This window comes from Francisella philomiragia subsp. philomiragia ATCC 25015, from assembly GCF_000156715.1.
Lineage (GTDB): Bacteria > Pseudomonadota > Gammaproteobacteria > Francisellales > Francisellaceae > Francisella > Francisella philomiragia.
This window is the reverse complement of the sequence record NZ_DS999316.1, coordinates 820,716-837,737: the sequence shown is the minus strand read 5'-3', so window position 1 is coordinate 837,737 and position 17,022 is coordinate 820,716. Positions and strand designations below refer to the sequence as shown.

Below are 17,022 nucleotides of genomic sequence, written 5' to 3'. Positions count from 1 at the left end.
TAAGTTAAATTAATATGTTTGTGAATAATTTGGTTAAGCCATTATAGCTTTATTTTTTGAGTTTGAGAACAAGAGTGGCCATTGGAGGGACTTTTATTGTAATCCTTTGGTCAAAACCATGCGATGATTCAGGAGTTGAAAATATTTCATCGGCAATAAGTTGACCAGAGCCACCAAATTCAAGATCATCAGAGTTAAATGCTTCAATATAAGATCCTGCATCAGGAACACCTATGTGGTAGTCGTAATATGTCACCGGAGTGAAGTTACAGACAAATATTAGCTTTTCTTTACCATCCTTGTTTGATCTAACAAAAGACAAAATACTTTGTTCAGAGTTGTTTGCATCAATCCACTGGAAGCCTTTATGATCATAGTCACATTCCCATAGTGCAGTTTCAGCTTTATAGAATTTATTTAGTTTCTTAAAGAAATTTAATGTCTCCCTGTGCGTATGATATTCATCAACAACTTGCCATTGTAGTTGTTCATACTCTCGCCATTCGATAAATTGACCAAATTCACTACCCATAAATATGAGTTTTTTACCGGGATGTCCAATCATAAATGACATATATAAGCGAAGTCCCGCATACTTATTCCACAGATCGCCCCACATTTTATTTATCAATGACTTCTTACCATGTACAACTTCATCATGAGATATAGACAAAATAAATTTCTCTGAATAGTGGTATACCATAGAGAAAGTAATTAAGTTGTGATGATATTTGCGATAGACAGGGTCTAATGAAATATAGCGTAGTGTATCGTTCATCCAACCCATGTTCCATTTGAAATCAAATCCTAACCCACCTTGTTCAACAGGTGTGGATATATTTGGCCAAGATGATGATTCTTCAGCAATTGTGATTACTCCTTTGCAAGTATGTTTTAAGACACCATTGAGCTCTCTTAAGAAAGCAATACCTTCTAAATTCTCATGTCCTCCATGAATGTTAGGTACCCACTGACCATCTTCTCTATCATAGTTTAGGTATAAGATATTCGATACTGCATCTACACGAAGTCCATCGATATGAAATTCATTGATCCAGTACATGGCATTTGATATTAAGAAACATTTGACCTCATTTCTACCTAGATCAAAATTATGCGTTCCCCAACCTTTATTTATAGCTTTTGTAGGCTCTTGGTATTCATAACATGCACTACCGTCAAAGTTGATTAAGCCATGTTGATCTTTACAGAAGTGTCCCGGTACCCAATCTAGGATTACACCAATATCATGAGTGTGAAGCTTATCAACCAGGTGCTTCAAACCTACTAAATCACCGTGACGACTATTAATTGAGTAAAAACCTGTTGGTTGATAACCCCACGAAGCATCTAGTGGATGCTCATGTAACGGCATAAACTCAACATGTGTGTATCCTATATCCTTGACATATTTGGGTAATACTTCAGCAATCTCTTCATAAGTCATAAACCTATCATCTTTAGTTTTCCATGATGCTAAGTGAAGTTCGTAGGTGTTCATTGGACTATTATAGTAGTCAGCAGTAGCACGCTTTTTTAACCATTTCTCATCGTGCCATTTGTAAGTGGTTTGCGTACTTATTACAGAGGCTGTGTTTGGTCTTAATTCTGAGAAAAAAGCATAAGGATCACTTTTATATACATAATGATTAGTATCTTTATTTGTGACTACAAACTTATATTTATCACCATCTTTTACATCTGCGATAAATACGCTCCATAGTCCAGCATCGGTGATGCGTTTCATGTAATTTTTATCTTCAACTTGCCAGTGGTTAAAATCACCAATGACACAAATACTTTTTGCATTTGGAGCCCATGTTGTAAATCTAATACCATCAATTCCATTTTCAGATGCTTTGTGAGCACCCATGAACTCATAAGCATATATGTGCTTACCTTCATGGAAGAAATGAATATCTTGCTCGCCAATAGTAGAGTGATTATTTTGTTTTGAATTTACGTTTTTCATAAAAGCTCCTAATCAAAAAGTATAGAATCCACATGGTTTCTAGCTTGGATGCTTGTGAGCACCAAAAATCTCTATAATTACAATCTTAATAGTTTATGAGAACTTAGTAAACTGAATAATTAATATAAAAAATAATTTTAGTAATAATACAGTTATTGGTTATTTTAAATTCATAGATATAGTGATAAGATGAATTGTATAGGCTGTTACCTAATCCTAAATTTGGTAAGAGATTGTTGCTTATTTTACTCATTAAACTAACTTAATAACTAAGGTAAAGAAATGGCTATTCAAACTGTATCTACTAAACCTTTCGAAAATCAAAAACCAGGGACATCTGGTCTGCGTAATAAAGTTACCGCTTTTCAGCGACCAGGATATTTAGAGAATTTTGTACAATCTATATTTAATTCTTTGGATGATATACAAGGCAAGACTCTAGTTGTTGGTGGCGATGGTAGGTACTATAATGATGTGGCGGTACAGATTATTGTTAGGATGGCTGCGGCTAATGGGTTTGGTAAAATTATAGTTGGTCAAAATGGTATCTTTTCTACGCCAGCTGTTAGTTGTGTTATCAGAAAGTATCAAGCTTTTGGCGGTATTGTTTTATCGGCTAGTCATAATCCAGGTGGTCCAAAAGGAGACTTTGGTATCAAATATAATGTTTCTAATGGTGGTCCAGCACCTGAGAAAATTACAGATAGAATTTTTTCAGAAACTAAAAAGATTGGCCAATACTTGATAAGTGACGCACCTAAAGATAGTGTTAATTTAAACAAGGTAGGCACATACAAAATTGAAAATACAACCGTTGAGGTTATTAATTCAGTGACTGATTATGCTGAGTTAATGCAACAAATATTTGATTTCGATAAAATTCGTGAACTATTTGCAAATGGCTTTAAGGTACGTTTTGACTCTATGAGTGCAGTATCTGGTCCTTATGCAAAGTATATTTTTGAGACTCTTTTGCAAGCTCCGGCTGGTACAGTTGTCAATGCTGAACCACTTGAAGATTTTGGCGGTTTTCATCCGGATCCAAATCCTGTAAATGCCGAAGACTTAGTCAAGCACATGCGTAGTGGTAAGTATGATTTCGGTGCAGCTTCAGATGGTGATGCTGATAGAAATATGATTGTAGGTAAACAAATAGATGTATCACCTTCAGATAGTCTAGCAATTATGGCTGCAAATGCGCATCTTATACCTGCATATTCAAAAGGAATTAAAGGTGTTGCTAGATCAATGCCTACATCAACAGCAGTTGACAGGGTGGCAGAGTCATTAGGTCTACCTTGTTTCGAGACTCCAACAGGATGGAAATTCTTTGGTAATTTATTAGATGCTCAGAAAATCACACTGTGTGGTGAAGAGAGTTATGGAACAGGTTCAGATCATATCCGTGAGAAAGATGGGGTTTGGGCAGTATTGTTCTGGTTGAATTTAGTTGCTGCGACAGGTAAGCAAATTGATCAGTTGGTCGAAGAACATTGGCAAAAATTTGGTCGTAACTTCTATTCAAGACATGATTATGAAGCTATAGATACTGTGATTGCTAACTCAATCATGAGTTCTTTAAGAGATAAATTATCTAGTCTTGCAGGAACTCAATTAAATGGTGAGAAAGTGGCTAAAGCAGATGATTTTAGTTATACAGATCCAATAGATGGTTCAGTTTCTAACCATCAGGGGATAAGAATTATTTTTGAAGATGGTTCTCGGATTGTGTTTAGGTTGTCAGGTACAGGAACACAGGGAGCTACTTTACGTATATATTTAGAGAAATATGAGTCGGATTCTTCTAAATTTAATATACCTACACAACAAGCTTTAGCTAGTCTGATAGATATTGCTGGAGATTTAACCAATATCAAATCTCTGACAGGAATGACTGAACCAACTGTAGTAACTTAATTTAAAAATGCATTAACACTAAGGAGTTAATTATCATGGATAATCATAATTCATCATCACATCAATTATATAAAAAAGCGATGGCACTTGTATTAGCTGGTGGGCGTGGCTCTCGTTTATATAATCTAACAGATACTAGAGCTAAGCCAGCTGTTTATTTTGGTGGTAAGTTTAGAATTGTAGACTTTGCTCTATCCAACTGCTTAAACTCTGGTATTAGAAGAATTGGTGTGGTTACACAGTACAAATCACACTCGTTACTTCGTCATATCCAACGTGGTTGGGGCTTCTTACGCGGTGAGTTAAATGAGTTTATAGACTTATTACCAGCTCAGCAAAGGGTTGATGAAGAGCATTGGTATCGTGGTACTGCAGATGCAGTATATCAAAATATTGATATTTTACGCTCTTATGGTCCTGAGTATGTCATAGTTCTAGCTGGTGATCATATATACAAAATGGACTACTCAGTTATGCTTAGGGATCATGCTCAAAGTGGTTATAAGTGTACTGTAGGATGTGTTGAGATTGCTGAAGAAGAAGCGTATGCATTTGGTATTATGGGTATTGATGAAGATCGTAAAATTACTAGTTTCATCGAAAAGCCTAAGAAAAATGCACCAACAATTCCTGGTACTACTGATAGATGTTATGCAAGTATGGGTATATATATATTCAATTCTGACTATTTGTATGATTTACTTGAAGAAGATATTGCAAACAAAGAGTCAAGCCATGACTTTGGTAAAGATATAATTCCAAGAGTTGTTAGTGAAAATCAAGCTTTAGCACATCCATTTAGTATGTCATGTGTACCTAGAGGTGAGGGTGTTGAACCATATTGGAGAGATGTCGGTACTATAGATGCATTCTGGGAAGCTAACCTTGATCTAGCAGCTAATATGCCTGAGTTGAATATCTATGATAAAGATTGGCCTGTGTGGACAGCTCAAGAGCAGCTTCCACCGGCTAAGTTTGTGCCAGATAGAAAGGGTAATCATGGTGTGATTACAAATACTTTGACATCTGGAGGATGTATAGTATTAGGGTCACAGATTTCTAAATCTCTGATGTTCTCAAAAGTTAGAGTTTCAGCAGGTTGTGAGATTGATCAGTGCGTGATAATGCCTGAGGTGGTAGTAGGTGAAAATTGCCGTCTGAAAAAAGTTGTGATTGATAAAGGTTGTGATATTCCAGCTGGTATGGTTATTGGTGAAGATCCTATAGAAGATGCTAAGAATTTCTACAGAACTGATAAGGGTGTTGTACTAGTAACTAAAAAAATGATAGATGAACTAAAAGAAAAATAAGAGAAGCTTATGCGCGTTTTACATGTATGTAGTGAATTATATCCAATTCTAAAAACAGGAGGTCTTGCAGATGTTACAGCTGCTTTGCCTCCTGCATTAGCCAGTTTTGGAGTTGATAGTAGGGTTTTGGTTCCAGGATTTCCGGCATTTATGAATGCTATTAAGGATAAGCAGCTTTTGATTAATATCCCTTCTCGTTTTGGTGCAGAAGAGATAAACATATTTTTAGCTAAGATTCCTAATACTAAAATCGACATATATGTAATAGATGCTCCTAGTTTATTCGCTCGTCCGGGTAATCCATACGCAGATAGTAGTAATCAAGCTTATGCAGATAATTATCTCAGATTCGCTTTATTGGGTTGGGTAGCAGCAAGAATTTCTGAAGGCTTGGATGCTAAGTGGAAGCCAGAAGTTGTTCATAGTCATGATTGGCATGCTGGATTAGTACCTGCTTATATCAAAGCAAGTGAACTAGCATCTGGCAAAAAAGCTGTAAAAACAGTGTTCACTGTGCATAATCTTGCTTATCAAGGTCTTTTCCCAATGAGTGTTTTTGCGGAGTTAGATTTACCAGGTATATTCTTGAGTATGAATGGTTTAGAGTTCTATGGTCAAGTATCTTTTATGAAGGCGGGTCTATATTTTGCTGATAAGATCACCACAGTAAGTCCTACATATGCTAAAGAGATTCAGTCTTATGAGCAGGGATGTGGATTAGAAGGGCTACTTGCAGATCGTCATAATGATCTATATGGAGTACTTAATGGTGTAGATCCTCAAGTATGGAATCCTAAAAAGGATACTCTTATAGAAGCTAACTATTCAGTTACTACAGCGAATGTTGGTAAAGCAAAATGTAAAACAGCTCTACAAGCAATGACTGGACTTGCGAAAAAAGAGGATGCAGTGGTTTTTGGAATTGTAACACGCTTAACTGAGCAAAAAGGCCTAAACCTTTTAATTGAAGCAATAGGTGAAATCACTAGTAGAGGCGGTCAAATTGTTTTGTTAGGAAGTGGTGATAAAGCTTTGGAAGAAGCATTTTTAGCTGCTGCTAAGAAATCTCCTAAATCAATCGCTGTACAAATCGGCTATGATGAAAACCAAGCACATCGTATAATTGCTGGTTCTGATGTGATATTGGTACCATCACGTTTCGAGCCTTGTGGATTGACACAATTATATGGTTTGACTTATGGAACTTTACCTCTAGTACACAAAGTTGGTGGCCTAGCAGATACGGTTACAGATTCTTCATTAGAGAATTTAGCTGATGGTACGGCTACAGGGTTTGTTTTTGATGAGTTTAGTGTGGAGTCTCTAACCTTAGCAATACGCCGAGCATTCGCATTATATAATCGTAAAGCAGACTGGAAGAAGGTTAGAAAAACTGCAATGCAACAAAAAGTAGATTGGAATGCAGCTGCTGATAAAATACATCAAATTTATTCTCAACTGGTCTGATAGGCTTTCAAAAAAGTTCAAAAAATCAATATTTTTTTACCAAAAAAAATACTTAAATGATATTATAATTTTTAATGTAATTATTTTTTATCAATAAATTATTATCAAAGGTTTCTAAAAAAATGGATAACAAAAATCAAATCAAGCTTTTTTTACAAGATGCTTTAGGATGTGATATAGCTAAAGCAAGTGATCAAGATTTATATTATGCACTATTATCTTATGTTAAAGAGCAAACAGAAAAACTACCAACGCCTGATTTTAAAAAGAAAATATATTATATATCTAGTGAATTTTTGATCGGTAGAATGTTAGCAAATAATCTTATAAATTTTGGAATTTATAATGATGTTAAAGAGCTATTTGAGGCTAATGGTAAAGATATAGCTTTGATCGAAGAGTGTGAGCCAGAACCATCTCTAGGTAATGGTGGTTTGGGTAGATTAGCAGCGTGCTTTTTAGATTCAATAGCATCATTAGCTATCCCTGCAACAGGTGTTAGTTTGAACTATCATTATGGTTTGTTTAAGCAAAAATTCAAAAAGAATCTACAAAAAGAAACACCTAATCCATGGATAGAGGATAAAGGCTGGCTTAATAAGAGAAAGGCTGCTTATAAGATTGATTTTAATGGTTTTAGTATACAATCTCAGATGTATGATATTGAGATGGTTGGTTATCAAAATAACTTTGTTAATAAATTATGCTTGTTTGATGCTGAGAGCGTTGACTCTAGTATCGTTAAAAAAGGTATATCTTTTGATAAAACAGCTATCGAAAAGAACGTTACGCTTTTCTTATATCCAGATGATAGCGATGAAGCAGGACATTTATTAAGAATTTTCCAACAGTATTTCATGGTAAGTAATGCTGTGCATTTAGTCTTTGCAGATATGGATGACAAAGGCTACTCAATTGAGAAGCTTCATGAGCATGCAACTATCCAGATTAATGATACTCATCCAACTTTGGTGATTCCTGAGCTTGTACGTCAGCTTATGACTAGAGGGCTATCTATAGATGCAGCTATCGAAATAGTTAAGAAAACAGTAGCGTATACTAACCATACTATCTTGGCTGAAGCGCTAGAAAAATGGCCTCTAAGATATCTTAAAAAAGTACTAACTCAAGAGTTAATCGATATTATTAGATATTTAGATGCTAAAGTTAAGCTAGAGCATATCGATGAGAAATTATCTATCATTGATGATAAAAGTATTGTGCATATGGCTCATATGAGTATTCATTATAGCTTTAGTGTAAATGGTGTAGCAGCACTTCATACAGAGATTCTTAAAAATGATGAATTGAAGCACTTTAACGATATTTATCCAAACAAATTCAATAATAAGACTAATGGTATAACATTCAGAAGATGGTTATTACAATCTAACCCTGAGTTAACAAAATACTTAGAAAGTGTTATCGGTGATAGTTTTAAAACTAAAGCTACTGATTTAGAAAAACTTCTAAAATTTGATAATGATGATACTTTAAAAGCTCTTGAAGATATCAAAAAGGTTAAAAAAGCACAATTTATTAAATTTGCTAAAGAGCATTATGGTGTGGAGCTTATCAAAGATGGAATATTTGACGTACAAATCAAGCGTATCCATGAATATAAGCGTCAACAAATGAATGCTTTGTATATAATCCATAGATATTTACAGATTAAGTCAGGTAAGCTTAAGCCTGCAAGAGCTGTTAACTTTATATTTGGTGGTAAGGCAGCTCCAGCTTATATTATAGCTAAGGATATTATTCATCTAATACTATGCTTACAAGAGCTTATCAATAATGATTCTGATGTGAATAAGTACATGAGAGTATTATTTGTTGAGAACTATAATGTAAGCGTTGCTGAGAAGTTAATCCCAGCTGCTGATATCTCTGAGCAAATCTCTCTAGCATCAAAAGAGGCTAGTGGTACAGGTAACATGAAGTTTATGCTAAATGGTGCTATTACATTAGGAACTATGGATGGTGCTAACGTAGAGATTGCTGAGCTAGTTGGACAAGATAATATATACACATTTGGTAAAGATAGTGACACTATTATCAATCTATATAAGACTAGTGGTTATATTTCTAAAGATTACTACAAGCAGCCTGCGATCAAGCCGATCGTAGATTTTATAGTTTCTAAAAAACTTGTTAAGCTTGGTAAGAAATCTAACTTAAAAGAGTTGTATAACGAGTTACTTAATAAAGACTGGTTTATGACTTTGATAGATCTTGTAGAGTATGCACAAGTTAAGGATCAAATGATCAAAGATTATGAGAACCGTAAAGAGTGGATGTCTATGGCTTTAGTAAATATTGCAAAAGCTGGGTTCTTCAGTTCAGATAGAACTATTGCTGACTATAACAGAGATATCTGGAAGATTTAGACTTGTATTACACTTGTGATACAAGGATGATTAGTGTTATAAATATATGTCATTCTACGACTTGATCGTAGAATCCAATAACTTACTTAGCTTATACCCAATGGATCCTATGGTGAAGTCATAGGATGACTGCGGTTGAGATTGTCACTCTTAGAATATTTTAGTACTATTTGGTTACCGCAATGTGCATTTTTTTATGATGTAGAGAGAGTATATGAAAAAATCTGGATTATTATTAGCTATCTCAAGTTTACCAAGTCAGTTTGGTATTGGTGATTTGGGTAAAAGTGCTTATGAATTTGTTGATATTATAAAACAAGCAAATACTAAGATTTGGCAGGTGCTGCCACTTACACCACTAGGTTTTGGCAACTCTCCATATCAGTCAAGCTCTTCTTTTGCAGGTGATGAAATCTATATTAGCTTAGAAAAACTAGCAGATTATGGTTTGCTTGAAGAATCATCTCTTAAAAGTCTGAATGTAAACTCTGATAAAGTTGAATATGAACTTGTTCGTAATTTCAAAGATAGTTATCTTGAAGAAGCATTTAGCAATTTTCAAAGTTCAAAAGATAAGTTTGAACAAGAATATAATAATTTTATAGCTCAAAACTCATGGGTTAAAAATTATGCTATTTTTAAAGCTTTTAGAAAGGCTAATAATAACCAAGCTTGGAATTTTTGGCCGCAAGAATATAAAAACTGGATCAAAGATAAAGCTATAGAACTTGATCAATTTCAAAACGAGATAGATTATCAAATATTTTTGCAGTTTATCTTTTATAAGCAGTGGTTTGAGCTAAGAGAATATGCTAATCAAAATAATATCGAAATTATGGGCGATTTGCCTATTTATCTTGGTTTTGACTCTGCCGATGTGTGGGAGCATCAAGATATATTTCTATTAGACGAGAATCTAAATCCTAGTTTCGTTGCAGGTGTTCCACCTGACTTTTTCTCAGAAACCGGCCAGCTATGGGGTAATCCTCTATATGATTGGGATAAGCTCAAAGAAACAAATTTTGATTTTTGGATAGAACGCCTGAAGGGTAACTTCAAATTATTTGATATTGTTAGGATTGATCATTTTAGAGCTTTTGATACATATTGGAAGATACCAGCAGGTGAAAAGACTGCTATAAATGGCGAGTGGGTTGAGGCTCCTGGTTATGATTTCTTTGATACAGTCTATAAGCGTATTCCAGATGCTAATATTATTGCTGAAGATTTAGGAGACTTAAGAGATGAAGTATTTGAGCTAAGAGATCATTATAAGCTAAAGGGTATGAAAGTGTTCCCTTTTCACTTTGATCTAAAAACAGCTAAGTTTGTTGAGGGTACAAATATCATTGCATACTCAGGTACTCACGATAATAATACTCTCAAAGGATGGTATTTTGATGAGCTAAATAGATATCAAAGAAAGCTGTTAAAGAAATATTTTAAAGCTAATGATAGAAATATTTTTAGAAAGATTATTAAGTATTTACTTAATTGTGATGCTGAATATGTAATATTGCCAGTACAAGATATTTTAGAATTAGGTAGTGAGGCTAGATTAAATACTCCTGGTACTGTAGGCGAACCTAATTGGCAATGGAAGTTGGTTGGTTTTGGAGGGTTATATTAATTTTTATTAGAATTGGTATAATTAGTGTATTAATAGTTGTTATATGAAAACAGGATTCTAAATGAGTTTAGAGTTGATAATTGGATTGTTAGCTAGTGCGATACTCGCTTATGTTATTCCCAAAATTAGTCCATATATTGATAAGCTAATTAGCTTAATCAGTTCTTTTTTCCTAAATCACGTTCCTAACATTATTCGCAATTATTTTAGGGCGAGAAGGTTGAAAAAGCATAATCACATTCGAAAAATACGCTATAACCAAGATGCTGTCATATTTCAAATAATCAAAGCTCACTCATACTTTATACTTTTGTGGTTGCTCATATCATTTTATGCTCTTTTAATGATTATTGGCCCATATATGCAATTCATAGAGGATTATCCAGTTCTTTCTTCTGTGTGCTTTCTTCCAATTTATATATTTGAAGTTTTTTGGCTGTTAGAAACTAAAAAAGCACAAAAATTAGTAAAAAATCGAGGTTACCTACGCGGCGTATAACAATGAGGTGGCTGTTGGACAAATTTTCCGTTGCGCTCAAAATCCAATATTGATCTTTTCTGCTAAATTTTCTAATACTTAAGATGATATAGTTATTCAAAGTCACATTTAATAGTGGAACAGCTCGACTTTTAATCGAATGGCTATGAATCGAATAACAATATTATATAAAAGCAAGCTATGGGCTGCTCGCATTCTTATCTAGAAAGAAATACTAATATCTTATAACCATTTTTCGCAACTCTAAGCATAAATATGTTAAAATTTATCTCAATTAATTAGGCTAATAACATATTTAAAATGCTTACATTTCAAGAAATTATTTTAAAACTACATCATTATTGGGCATCTAAAGGTTGTGCGATTATCCAGCCACTAGATATGGAAGTCGGTGCTGGTACATTTCATCCAGCTACAACTCTAAGAGCGATAGGTCCAGAGCCATGGACAGCTGCGTATGTACAGCCATCAAGAAGACCTACAGATGGTCGTTATGGTGAGAATCCTAACCGTACGCAACATTACTACCAATACCAAGTTGTGATGAAGCCATCGCCTGATGATATTCAAGAATTATATCTTGGTTCACTTAGAGAGCTAGGTATTGATCCATTAGAGAATGATATTCGCTTCGTTGAAGATAACTGGGAGTCGCCAACACTTGGCGCTTGGGGTCTTGGTTGGGAAGTATGGTCAAATGGTATGGAGATTACACAGTTTACATATTTTCAACAAGTAGGTGGACTTGAGTGTAAGCCTGTTATGGGCGAGATTACTTATGGTCTTGAGCGACTAGCTATGTACATTCAAAATGTTGATAGCATGTATGATATATTATGGGCTAATACGCAAAATGGTCCTTTATATTATCGGGATGTATTCTTACAAAATGAAATTGAGATGTCGACTTATAACTTTGAAGAAGCTAATGTTGAAGAGCTTTTCAAACAGTTTGATTTATTAGAGAAAGAAGGTTATAGACTAGTAGGAAAAAATCTACCAATACCAGCTTATGAGTTTGTATTGAAAGCTTCACATACTTTTAACTTATTAGATGCGCGTCATGCAATATCTGTTACAGAAAGACAAGGCTATATTCTAAGAGTTAGAAAATTAGCTCTAGAAGTAGCTAAAGAATATTATAGCGCTAGAGAAAAATTGGGTTTTCCAGCTTTTAAAAAAGATAATTGATTAAATGCTTTCGCTAACTTACGATGTAAGTTTTAGCGACATACTTTTTGCAATAGCAGAAAAAGTATGCAAAACTGCTTAGCACATGTTCGCGCTTTAATGTAAGTCATTGGTGCCTACAAAACTCGCAAGCTCAGACAGTTGTAGTCACTGGATCAATGACTTTGACATAAGCTTGCCACAAAGTGCTTTAATGTGGTGAAAATTAAAATGAAACGTATAAACCAAATATTAAAATTTCTAGATATTCAAACCTTATCTCAAAATAATTTTCAAATTGAATCGCTGTCTTTAGATAGTCGTAAATGTGACGCAAAATCAGCATTTATAGCTCTCAAAGGTCTATCAAATGATGGTAATAAATATATTGATAGTGTTTTAGCTAAGGGTACAAAACTTATTTTGAGTGATAAACTACCCCGTCAATCTTCGATTGCCACCTCTTCAGTAGCTGAAGGGGAATTACCTAATATTTTTTATGTTGAAAATTTAAAAGAGAAGCTATCGAATCTTGCTAAATGGTTTTATGATTATAAAAAACCTCAAAATATAATTGGTATAACAGGCACAAATGGTAAAACATCGATTTCTAGTTATATTGCACAATTGCAAAAATTAATTGGTCAAAAATCATTGTTACTAGGTACAAATGGCAATGGGATTTATCCAGATCTACAAGAGAGTACCCATACGACATTAGATATATTATCTTTATATCAAACTATTTCATATTATAAGAATTATCAAAATCTTGTTATGGAAGTATCTTCTCATTCATTGGATCAAAAGCGTACCGAAGGTTTAGATTTTGATATTGCAGTATTTAGTAATCTTAGTCATGATCATCTTGATTATCATAAGACTATGGATAATTATTTTGAGGCTAAGGCAAAATTGTTTCAGTTTAGAAGCCTTAAAAAAGCTGTAATAAATATAGATGATGAATATGGTCAGAAACTTTGGGAAAATACCAATAAATCGTCATTCCGTCAGGCTCCGACCACGGAATCTATAGATACTGACTTAAAGTATAGTATTGAGATTATAACAGTCAGCCTAAAGTCAAGAAGAGCAGATATTTATATAGAGTCTAAGAGTATAGAGAATATGCAAACAAGCTTTGATTTATATATTTCTCAAAAGTATATGGGTACTTATCAAACATCTTTAGTTGGCGAATTTAATCTAATGAATTTAGGTTTGAGCTTAGCGGCATTAGATGATAGCTCTACTAGAGAACAACTTCTAGAAAATATTTCTAAATTAAAACCTGTAAAAGGGCGTATGGAAGTAATTGCACTAGTAAATGGTGCAAAGATTATAATTGATTATGCGCATACTCCAGATGCTTTGGAAAAAGCTCTACAAACTCTAGTAAACTACCATCCAAATAATCTATGGTGTATCTTTGGCTGTGGTGGCAATAGAGATACTACCAAAAGACCTATCATGGCTCAAATAGCAGAGGAATATGCTAGTAAAATAGTCATCACAGAAGATAATAATCGTTTTGAAAGTATTGAAAGTATTTTTGATGATATCAAAAAAGGTTTTAGTCATCCTGATAAGCATACTTTTATTGATAGCAGAGAAGAAGCTATTAAATATACTATCGAAAACTCGAAAGCTAATGATGTTATTTTATTAGCAGGTAAAGGACATGAGTGCTATCTTGATAAAAATGGTATTAAAGAGTATTTTGATGAGCGAGATGTGATAAACAGGGGTAAGTTTTGTCAAATGATTTAAAGTGTAGAGATATAGTTTTCCCAATATCTTTAATTGAAAAAAATGGGAATAATTATTGTCAAAAAGATTTTTTAGGAACAGGATTTTTTATTGGGTCTAAAGGATATGACTTAACAGCACAGCATGTCGTTAATATTACTCTAGAATCTAATCAATTTATTATGGCAATGTTTGTTAATCCAGCTACAAATAAATGGAATGTAGTTAAGATAGATATTTGTGATAATCATCCAACAGAAGACATTACTTTACTATTTGTTGAAAATAGGCAGTATCAAGTATATACGAAAGTTTTATTTGAAAAACAATTTTCTGCATGCACATATAGTTTATTAGGTTATCCTAGTGCTAACCTATATGAGGATGTTGATTGTAAAGATGAGTGTGGTAGGGTTCTTGGACGACCAGACTTAATATATTCCTCTGGTCATATAAGGCGTAGAATCTCATTTAAACTACCAAGTATTAAAGGAAGTGGTTTTTATGAGTTAAGTCAGCCTGTAGGGCAAGGATGCTCAGGTAGTCCAATATTTAAGTCTATAGGTGGTGTTTGGCATATTATAGGAGTTTATGTTGCAGATAAAATAGAAAGTGTAACATATAAAGCATATGATGAAGACCTAAGCTGGAGTCTTCGTACGCTAGAGTTTCAAGGAGCTTTAGCTTATGCTGTGAGAATGGATAGTGTTGAAGATTGGAGGCCTCAACCTTTAAATATAACTTTAGATAGGTTTGATTAATCATATTCACTTACTGTTAATCATTTTAATGAGCGAGAAGTTATCGCTAAGTATAATTTTAAAGAAAAGATAAAATGACAAATTTAGAAAAGAAAATAAGTTTTATCCAAGAGATAGACAAGCTAAAAGGCGTATATCGTAGAGCATTGATAAAATGTGATAATAATCGTAGAGAGAATACAGCAGAACATAGTTGGCACGTAACTCTTATGGGCGTTATATTAGAAGAATATGCAATTGAAGAGCTTGATATGCTAAAAGTGCTTAAGATGCTATTGATCCATGATATTGTTGAGATATATGCAGGTGATACTTATGCTTTTGATAATCATGCAGTACTAGAGGAACAGAACGCCAAAGAACTAGAAGCTTTAGAGAAAATATTTTCATTGTTGCCAAAAGATGAGGCTAATGAGTATAAAGCTTTATGGCTTGAGTTTGAAAATAACCAAACAGCAGAAGCAAAATATTCAAAAGCTATCGAGCGAGCAGTCCCAGTTTTGCAAAATATTCAAAATAATGGTGGTAGTTGGGTAGCTTATGGCAAAGTGCCTAAAGAAAAAGTTATCAGTAGAAACTTAGGATTAAAAGACATTGCTCCGGAGTTATGGCAATATTTAAAAGGACAGATTGATTTAGCTGTAGAGAAAGGGTGGCTTGTTTAAGCAAATATTTGTAGTGACAGATCAATGATCTATCACTATGATAGTTTATTTAAAGCTATTTTCCCTTCACACTTCGACTTCGCTCTGTGACCGGAAGAGGAGTTTGATATGAGTCTTATGGAGAAAAAATGATCAAATCACTAAAACAATTAGCAACACAAGCTGGCTTAGAATACATCGGCGAAGATGTATCAATTCAAACAGTTAGCATTAATTCTAATGAGGTAAATCAAGATGCTTTATTTGTCGCGATTGTAGCTAATCGTGATGGCCATGAATTTATCCCGAGTGCCATTGCTAATGGAGCAAAAGCATTGTTGGTTTCAAAGAAACAAGATATAAATATCCCTCAAGTAGTTTGTAACAATACTATCAAAGGATTACGAGCTTTAGCAAAAGAGTATCGTAAGTCTCTAAAAATGCCAATTATTTCTTTAACTGGTAGTTGTGGTAAAACAACGGTTAAAGAAATGATTGTAACTCTACTTGGTGGTAAAAAAGTACATTTTACACAAGGTAATTTTAACAACTATCTTGGTGTGCCTATGACAGTTTTAGAAACTCCACAAGATGTCGATTTTGCTGTGATTGAAACTGGTACAAGCGTTGCAGGTGAGATAAAAGCTGCTGCTGAAATTATCCAGCCTAATGTTGCGATGATTACAAATGTTGGCGCTAGTCATTTAGAGAATCTTAAAACTCTAGATGGTGTAATGATTGAAAAAGGTGAGCTTCTTAAAGCTTTACCCAAAGACGGCGTTTGTATTGTAAATCTTGATGATGAAAGAATACCAGCTTATGCAGATAAATTAGATTGCAAGAAAATTACTTGCTCAATGAGTAATCAAGATGCAGATATCATCATCTTAGATTATCAGGTTACGCCAGAGTTATACGATGTTAAGATTAGAATTTTTAACAAAGAATATAGCTATCAGTTACCCAACATAGGTAAACATAATTTGTCTAATAGCATGCTTGCGATAGCAAGTGTGGTTGCTGCAGGACTAGAACCTAATGATTTCTTACAAAATACGCAAAATATCAAAAACTATAAAGGTAGATTCTCAACCGAAAAACTAAATGATAAGTTAACTCTTGTAGACGATACATATAATGCTAGTGCTGGTGCTGTCCAAGCTGCTATAGCAGATTTAGCTGAATTTGATGGTAAAAAAGTTATAGCAATTACTTCAATGAGAGAATTAGGTGATGAGGGCGAGAATTATCATCGTAAAATGGGGCAATGGCTCAATAAGGCTGGCTTGGATAATATATTTTTATTTGGCGAAAAAAATTTAATAAAGTTTGCTTTAGAAGAGTATGAAGGTTCAAATGTTAAATATTATGATGATAAAAAACAGTTAAATAATGATCTATTAAAAGTACTTGATGGGTATAAATCTCAAAATACTAAACTTACTGTCAAAGGAGCTAGAAGCTTTAAGATGGAAGAAGTTGTCAAATTTGTTAAGGAAAACTTATAAGGGAC

12 protein-coding genes are annotated in these 17,022 nt (G+C 33.9%); 11 read left to right on the top strand and 1 reads right to left on the bottom strand.

Annotated features, from left to right (window positions below; all coding sequences use genetic code 11):
- Nucleotides 1-49 precede the first annotated feature (49 nt).
- Nucleotides 50-1,972 (bottom strand): 1,4-alpha-glucan branching protein GlgB, encoded by a 1,923-nt coding sequence (glgB, locus tag FTPG_RS09375; RefSeq protein WP_004288230.1) that lies wholly within the window; start codon nt 1,970-1,972, stop codon nt 50-52.
- Nucleotides 1,973-2,254: 282 nt separating this feature from the next.
- On the opposite strand from glgB, the gene FTPG_RS09370 reads away from it, so the two are divergent.
- The 11 genes from FTPG_RS09370 (at nt 2,255) to FTPG_RS09320 (ending at nt 17,017) form a co-directional block, all read left to right on the top strand.
- Nucleotides 2,255-3,889, top strand: coding sequence for an alpha-D-glucose phosphate-specific phosphoglucomutase (locus tag FTPG_RS09370; protein ID WP_004288228.1), 1,635 nt, complete (start codon nt 2,255-2,257; stop codon nt 3,887-3,889).
- Between the two features lie 35 nt (nt 3,890-3,924).
- Nucleotides 3,925-5,199, top strand: a complete 1,275-nt coding sequence (glgC, locus tag FTPG_RS09365; protein ID WP_004288227.1) for a glucose-1-phosphate adenylyltransferase — start codon at nt 3,925-3,927, stop codon at nt 5,197-5,199.
- A gap of 9 nt (nt 5,200-5,208) precedes the next feature.
- Nucleotides 5,209-6,666, top strand: coding sequence for a glycogen synthase GlgA (glgA, locus tag FTPG_RS09360; protein WP_004288226.1), 1,458 nt, complete (start codon nt 5,209-5,211; stop codon nt 6,664-6,666).
- A 122-nt stretch (nt 6,667-6,788) separates the two neighbouring features.
- Nucleotides 6,789-9,056 (top strand): glycogen/starch/alpha-glucan family phosphorylase, encoded by a 2,268-nt coding sequence (gene glgP / locus FTPG_RS09355; RefSeq protein ID WP_004288225.1) that lies wholly within the window; start codon nt 6,789-6,791, stop codon nt 9,054-9,056.
- A gap of 214 nt (nt 9,057-9,270) precedes the next feature.
- Complete coding sequence (gene malQ, locus FTPG_RS09350) at nt 9,271-10,686, top strand: 4-alpha-glucanotransferase (RefSeq protein WP_004288224.1); 1,416 nt, start codon at nt 9,271-9,273, stop codon at nt 10,684-10,686.
- A gap of 61 nt (nt 10,687-10,747) precedes the next feature.
- On the top strand, nt 10,748-11,185 hold the full coding sequence (locus FTPG_RS09345) for a hypothetical protein (protein WP_004288223.1): 438 nt from the start codon (nt 10,748-10,750) through the stop codon (nt 11,183-11,185).
- 300 nt (nt 11,186-11,485) lie between these two features.
- On the top strand, nt 11,486-12,376 hold the full coding sequence (gene glyQ / locus FTPG_RS09340; RefSeq protein ID WP_004288222.1) for a glycine--tRNA ligase subunit alpha: 891 nt from the start codon (nt 11,486-11,488) through the stop codon (nt 12,374-12,376).
- Between the two features lie 210 nt (nt 12,377-12,586).
- Nucleotides 12,587-14,125, top strand: coding sequence for a UDP-N-acetylmuramoyl-L-alanyl-D-glutamate--2,6-diaminopimelate ligase (locus tag FTPG_RS09335; RefSeq protein WP_004288221.1), 1,539 nt, complete (start codon nt 12,587-12,589; stop codon nt 14,123-14,125).
- The gene (locus tag FTPG_RS09330) at nt 14,110-14,865 is read left to right on the top strand and encodes a S1 family peptidase (RefSeq protein ID WP_004288220.1); all 756 of its coding nucleotides are present in this window, start codon (nt 14,110-14,112) and stop codon (nt 14,863-14,865) included. Before FTPG_RS09335 ends, FTPG_RS09330 begins: the two co-directional genes overlap by 16 nt.
- A 74-nt stretch (nt 14,866-14,939) precedes the next feature.
- Nucleotides 14,940-15,530, top strand: a complete 591-nt coding sequence (locus tag FTPG_RS09325) for an HD domain-containing protein (protein ID WP_004288219.1) — start codon at nt 14,940-14,942, stop codon at nt 15,528-15,530.
- Between the two features lie 128 nt (nt 15,531-15,658).
- Nucleotides 15,659-17,017 (top strand): UDP-N-acetylmuramoyl-tripeptide--D-alanyl-D-alanine ligase, encoded by a 1,359-nt coding sequence (locus FTPG_RS09320; protein ID WP_004288218.1) that lies wholly within the window; start codon nt 15,659-15,661, stop codon nt 17,015-17,017.
- Nucleotides 17,018-17,022 lie beyond the last annotated feature (5 nt).

What these genes read in the sequence shown, in the direction of transcription:
- malQ (WP_004288224.1), top strand. Translation starts at nt 9,271, where the DNA reads ATGAAAAAATCTGGATTATTATTAGCTATCTCAAGTTTACCAAGTCAG.
- glgB (WP_004288230.1), bottom strand. Translation starts at nt 1,972, where the DNA reads ATGAAAAACGTAAATTCAAAACAAAATAATCACTCTACTATTGGCGAG.
- FTPG_RS09320 (WP_004288218.1), top strand. Translation starts at nt 15,659, where the DNA reads ATGATCAAATCACTAAAACAATTAGCAACACAAGCTGGCTTAGAATAC.
- FTPG_RS09325 (WP_004288219.1), top strand. Translation starts at nt 14,940, where the DNA reads ATGACAAATTTAGAAAAGAAAATAAGTTTTATCCAAGAGATAGACAAG.
- glgC (WP_004288227.1), top strand. Translation starts at nt 3,925, where the DNA reads ATGGATAATCATAATTCATCATCACATCAATTATATAAAAAAGCGATG.
- FTPG_RS09335 (WP_004288221.1), top strand. Translation starts at nt 12,587, where the DNA reads ATGAAACGTATAAACCAAATATTAAAATTTCTAGATATTCAAACCTTA.
- glyQ (WP_004288222.1), top strand. Translation starts at nt 11,486, where the DNA reads ATGCTTACATTTCAAGAAATTATTTTAAAACTACATCATTATTGGGCA.
- FTPG_RS09370 (WP_004288228.1), top strand. Translation starts at nt 2,255, where the DNA reads ATGGCTATTCAAACTGTATCTACTAAACCTTTCGAAAATCAAAAACCA.
- FTPG_RS09345 (WP_004288223.1), top strand. Translation starts at nt 10,748, where the DNA reads ATGAGTTTAGAGTTGATAATTGGATTGTTAGCTAGTGCGATACTCGCT.
- glgP (WP_004288225.1), top strand. Translation starts at nt 6,789, where the DNA reads ATGGATAACAAAAATCAAATCAAGCTTTTTTTACAAGATGCTTTAGGA.
- glgA (WP_004288226.1), top strand. Translation starts at nt 5,209, where the DNA reads ATGCGCGTTTTACATGTATGTAGTGAATTATATCCAATTCTAAAAACA.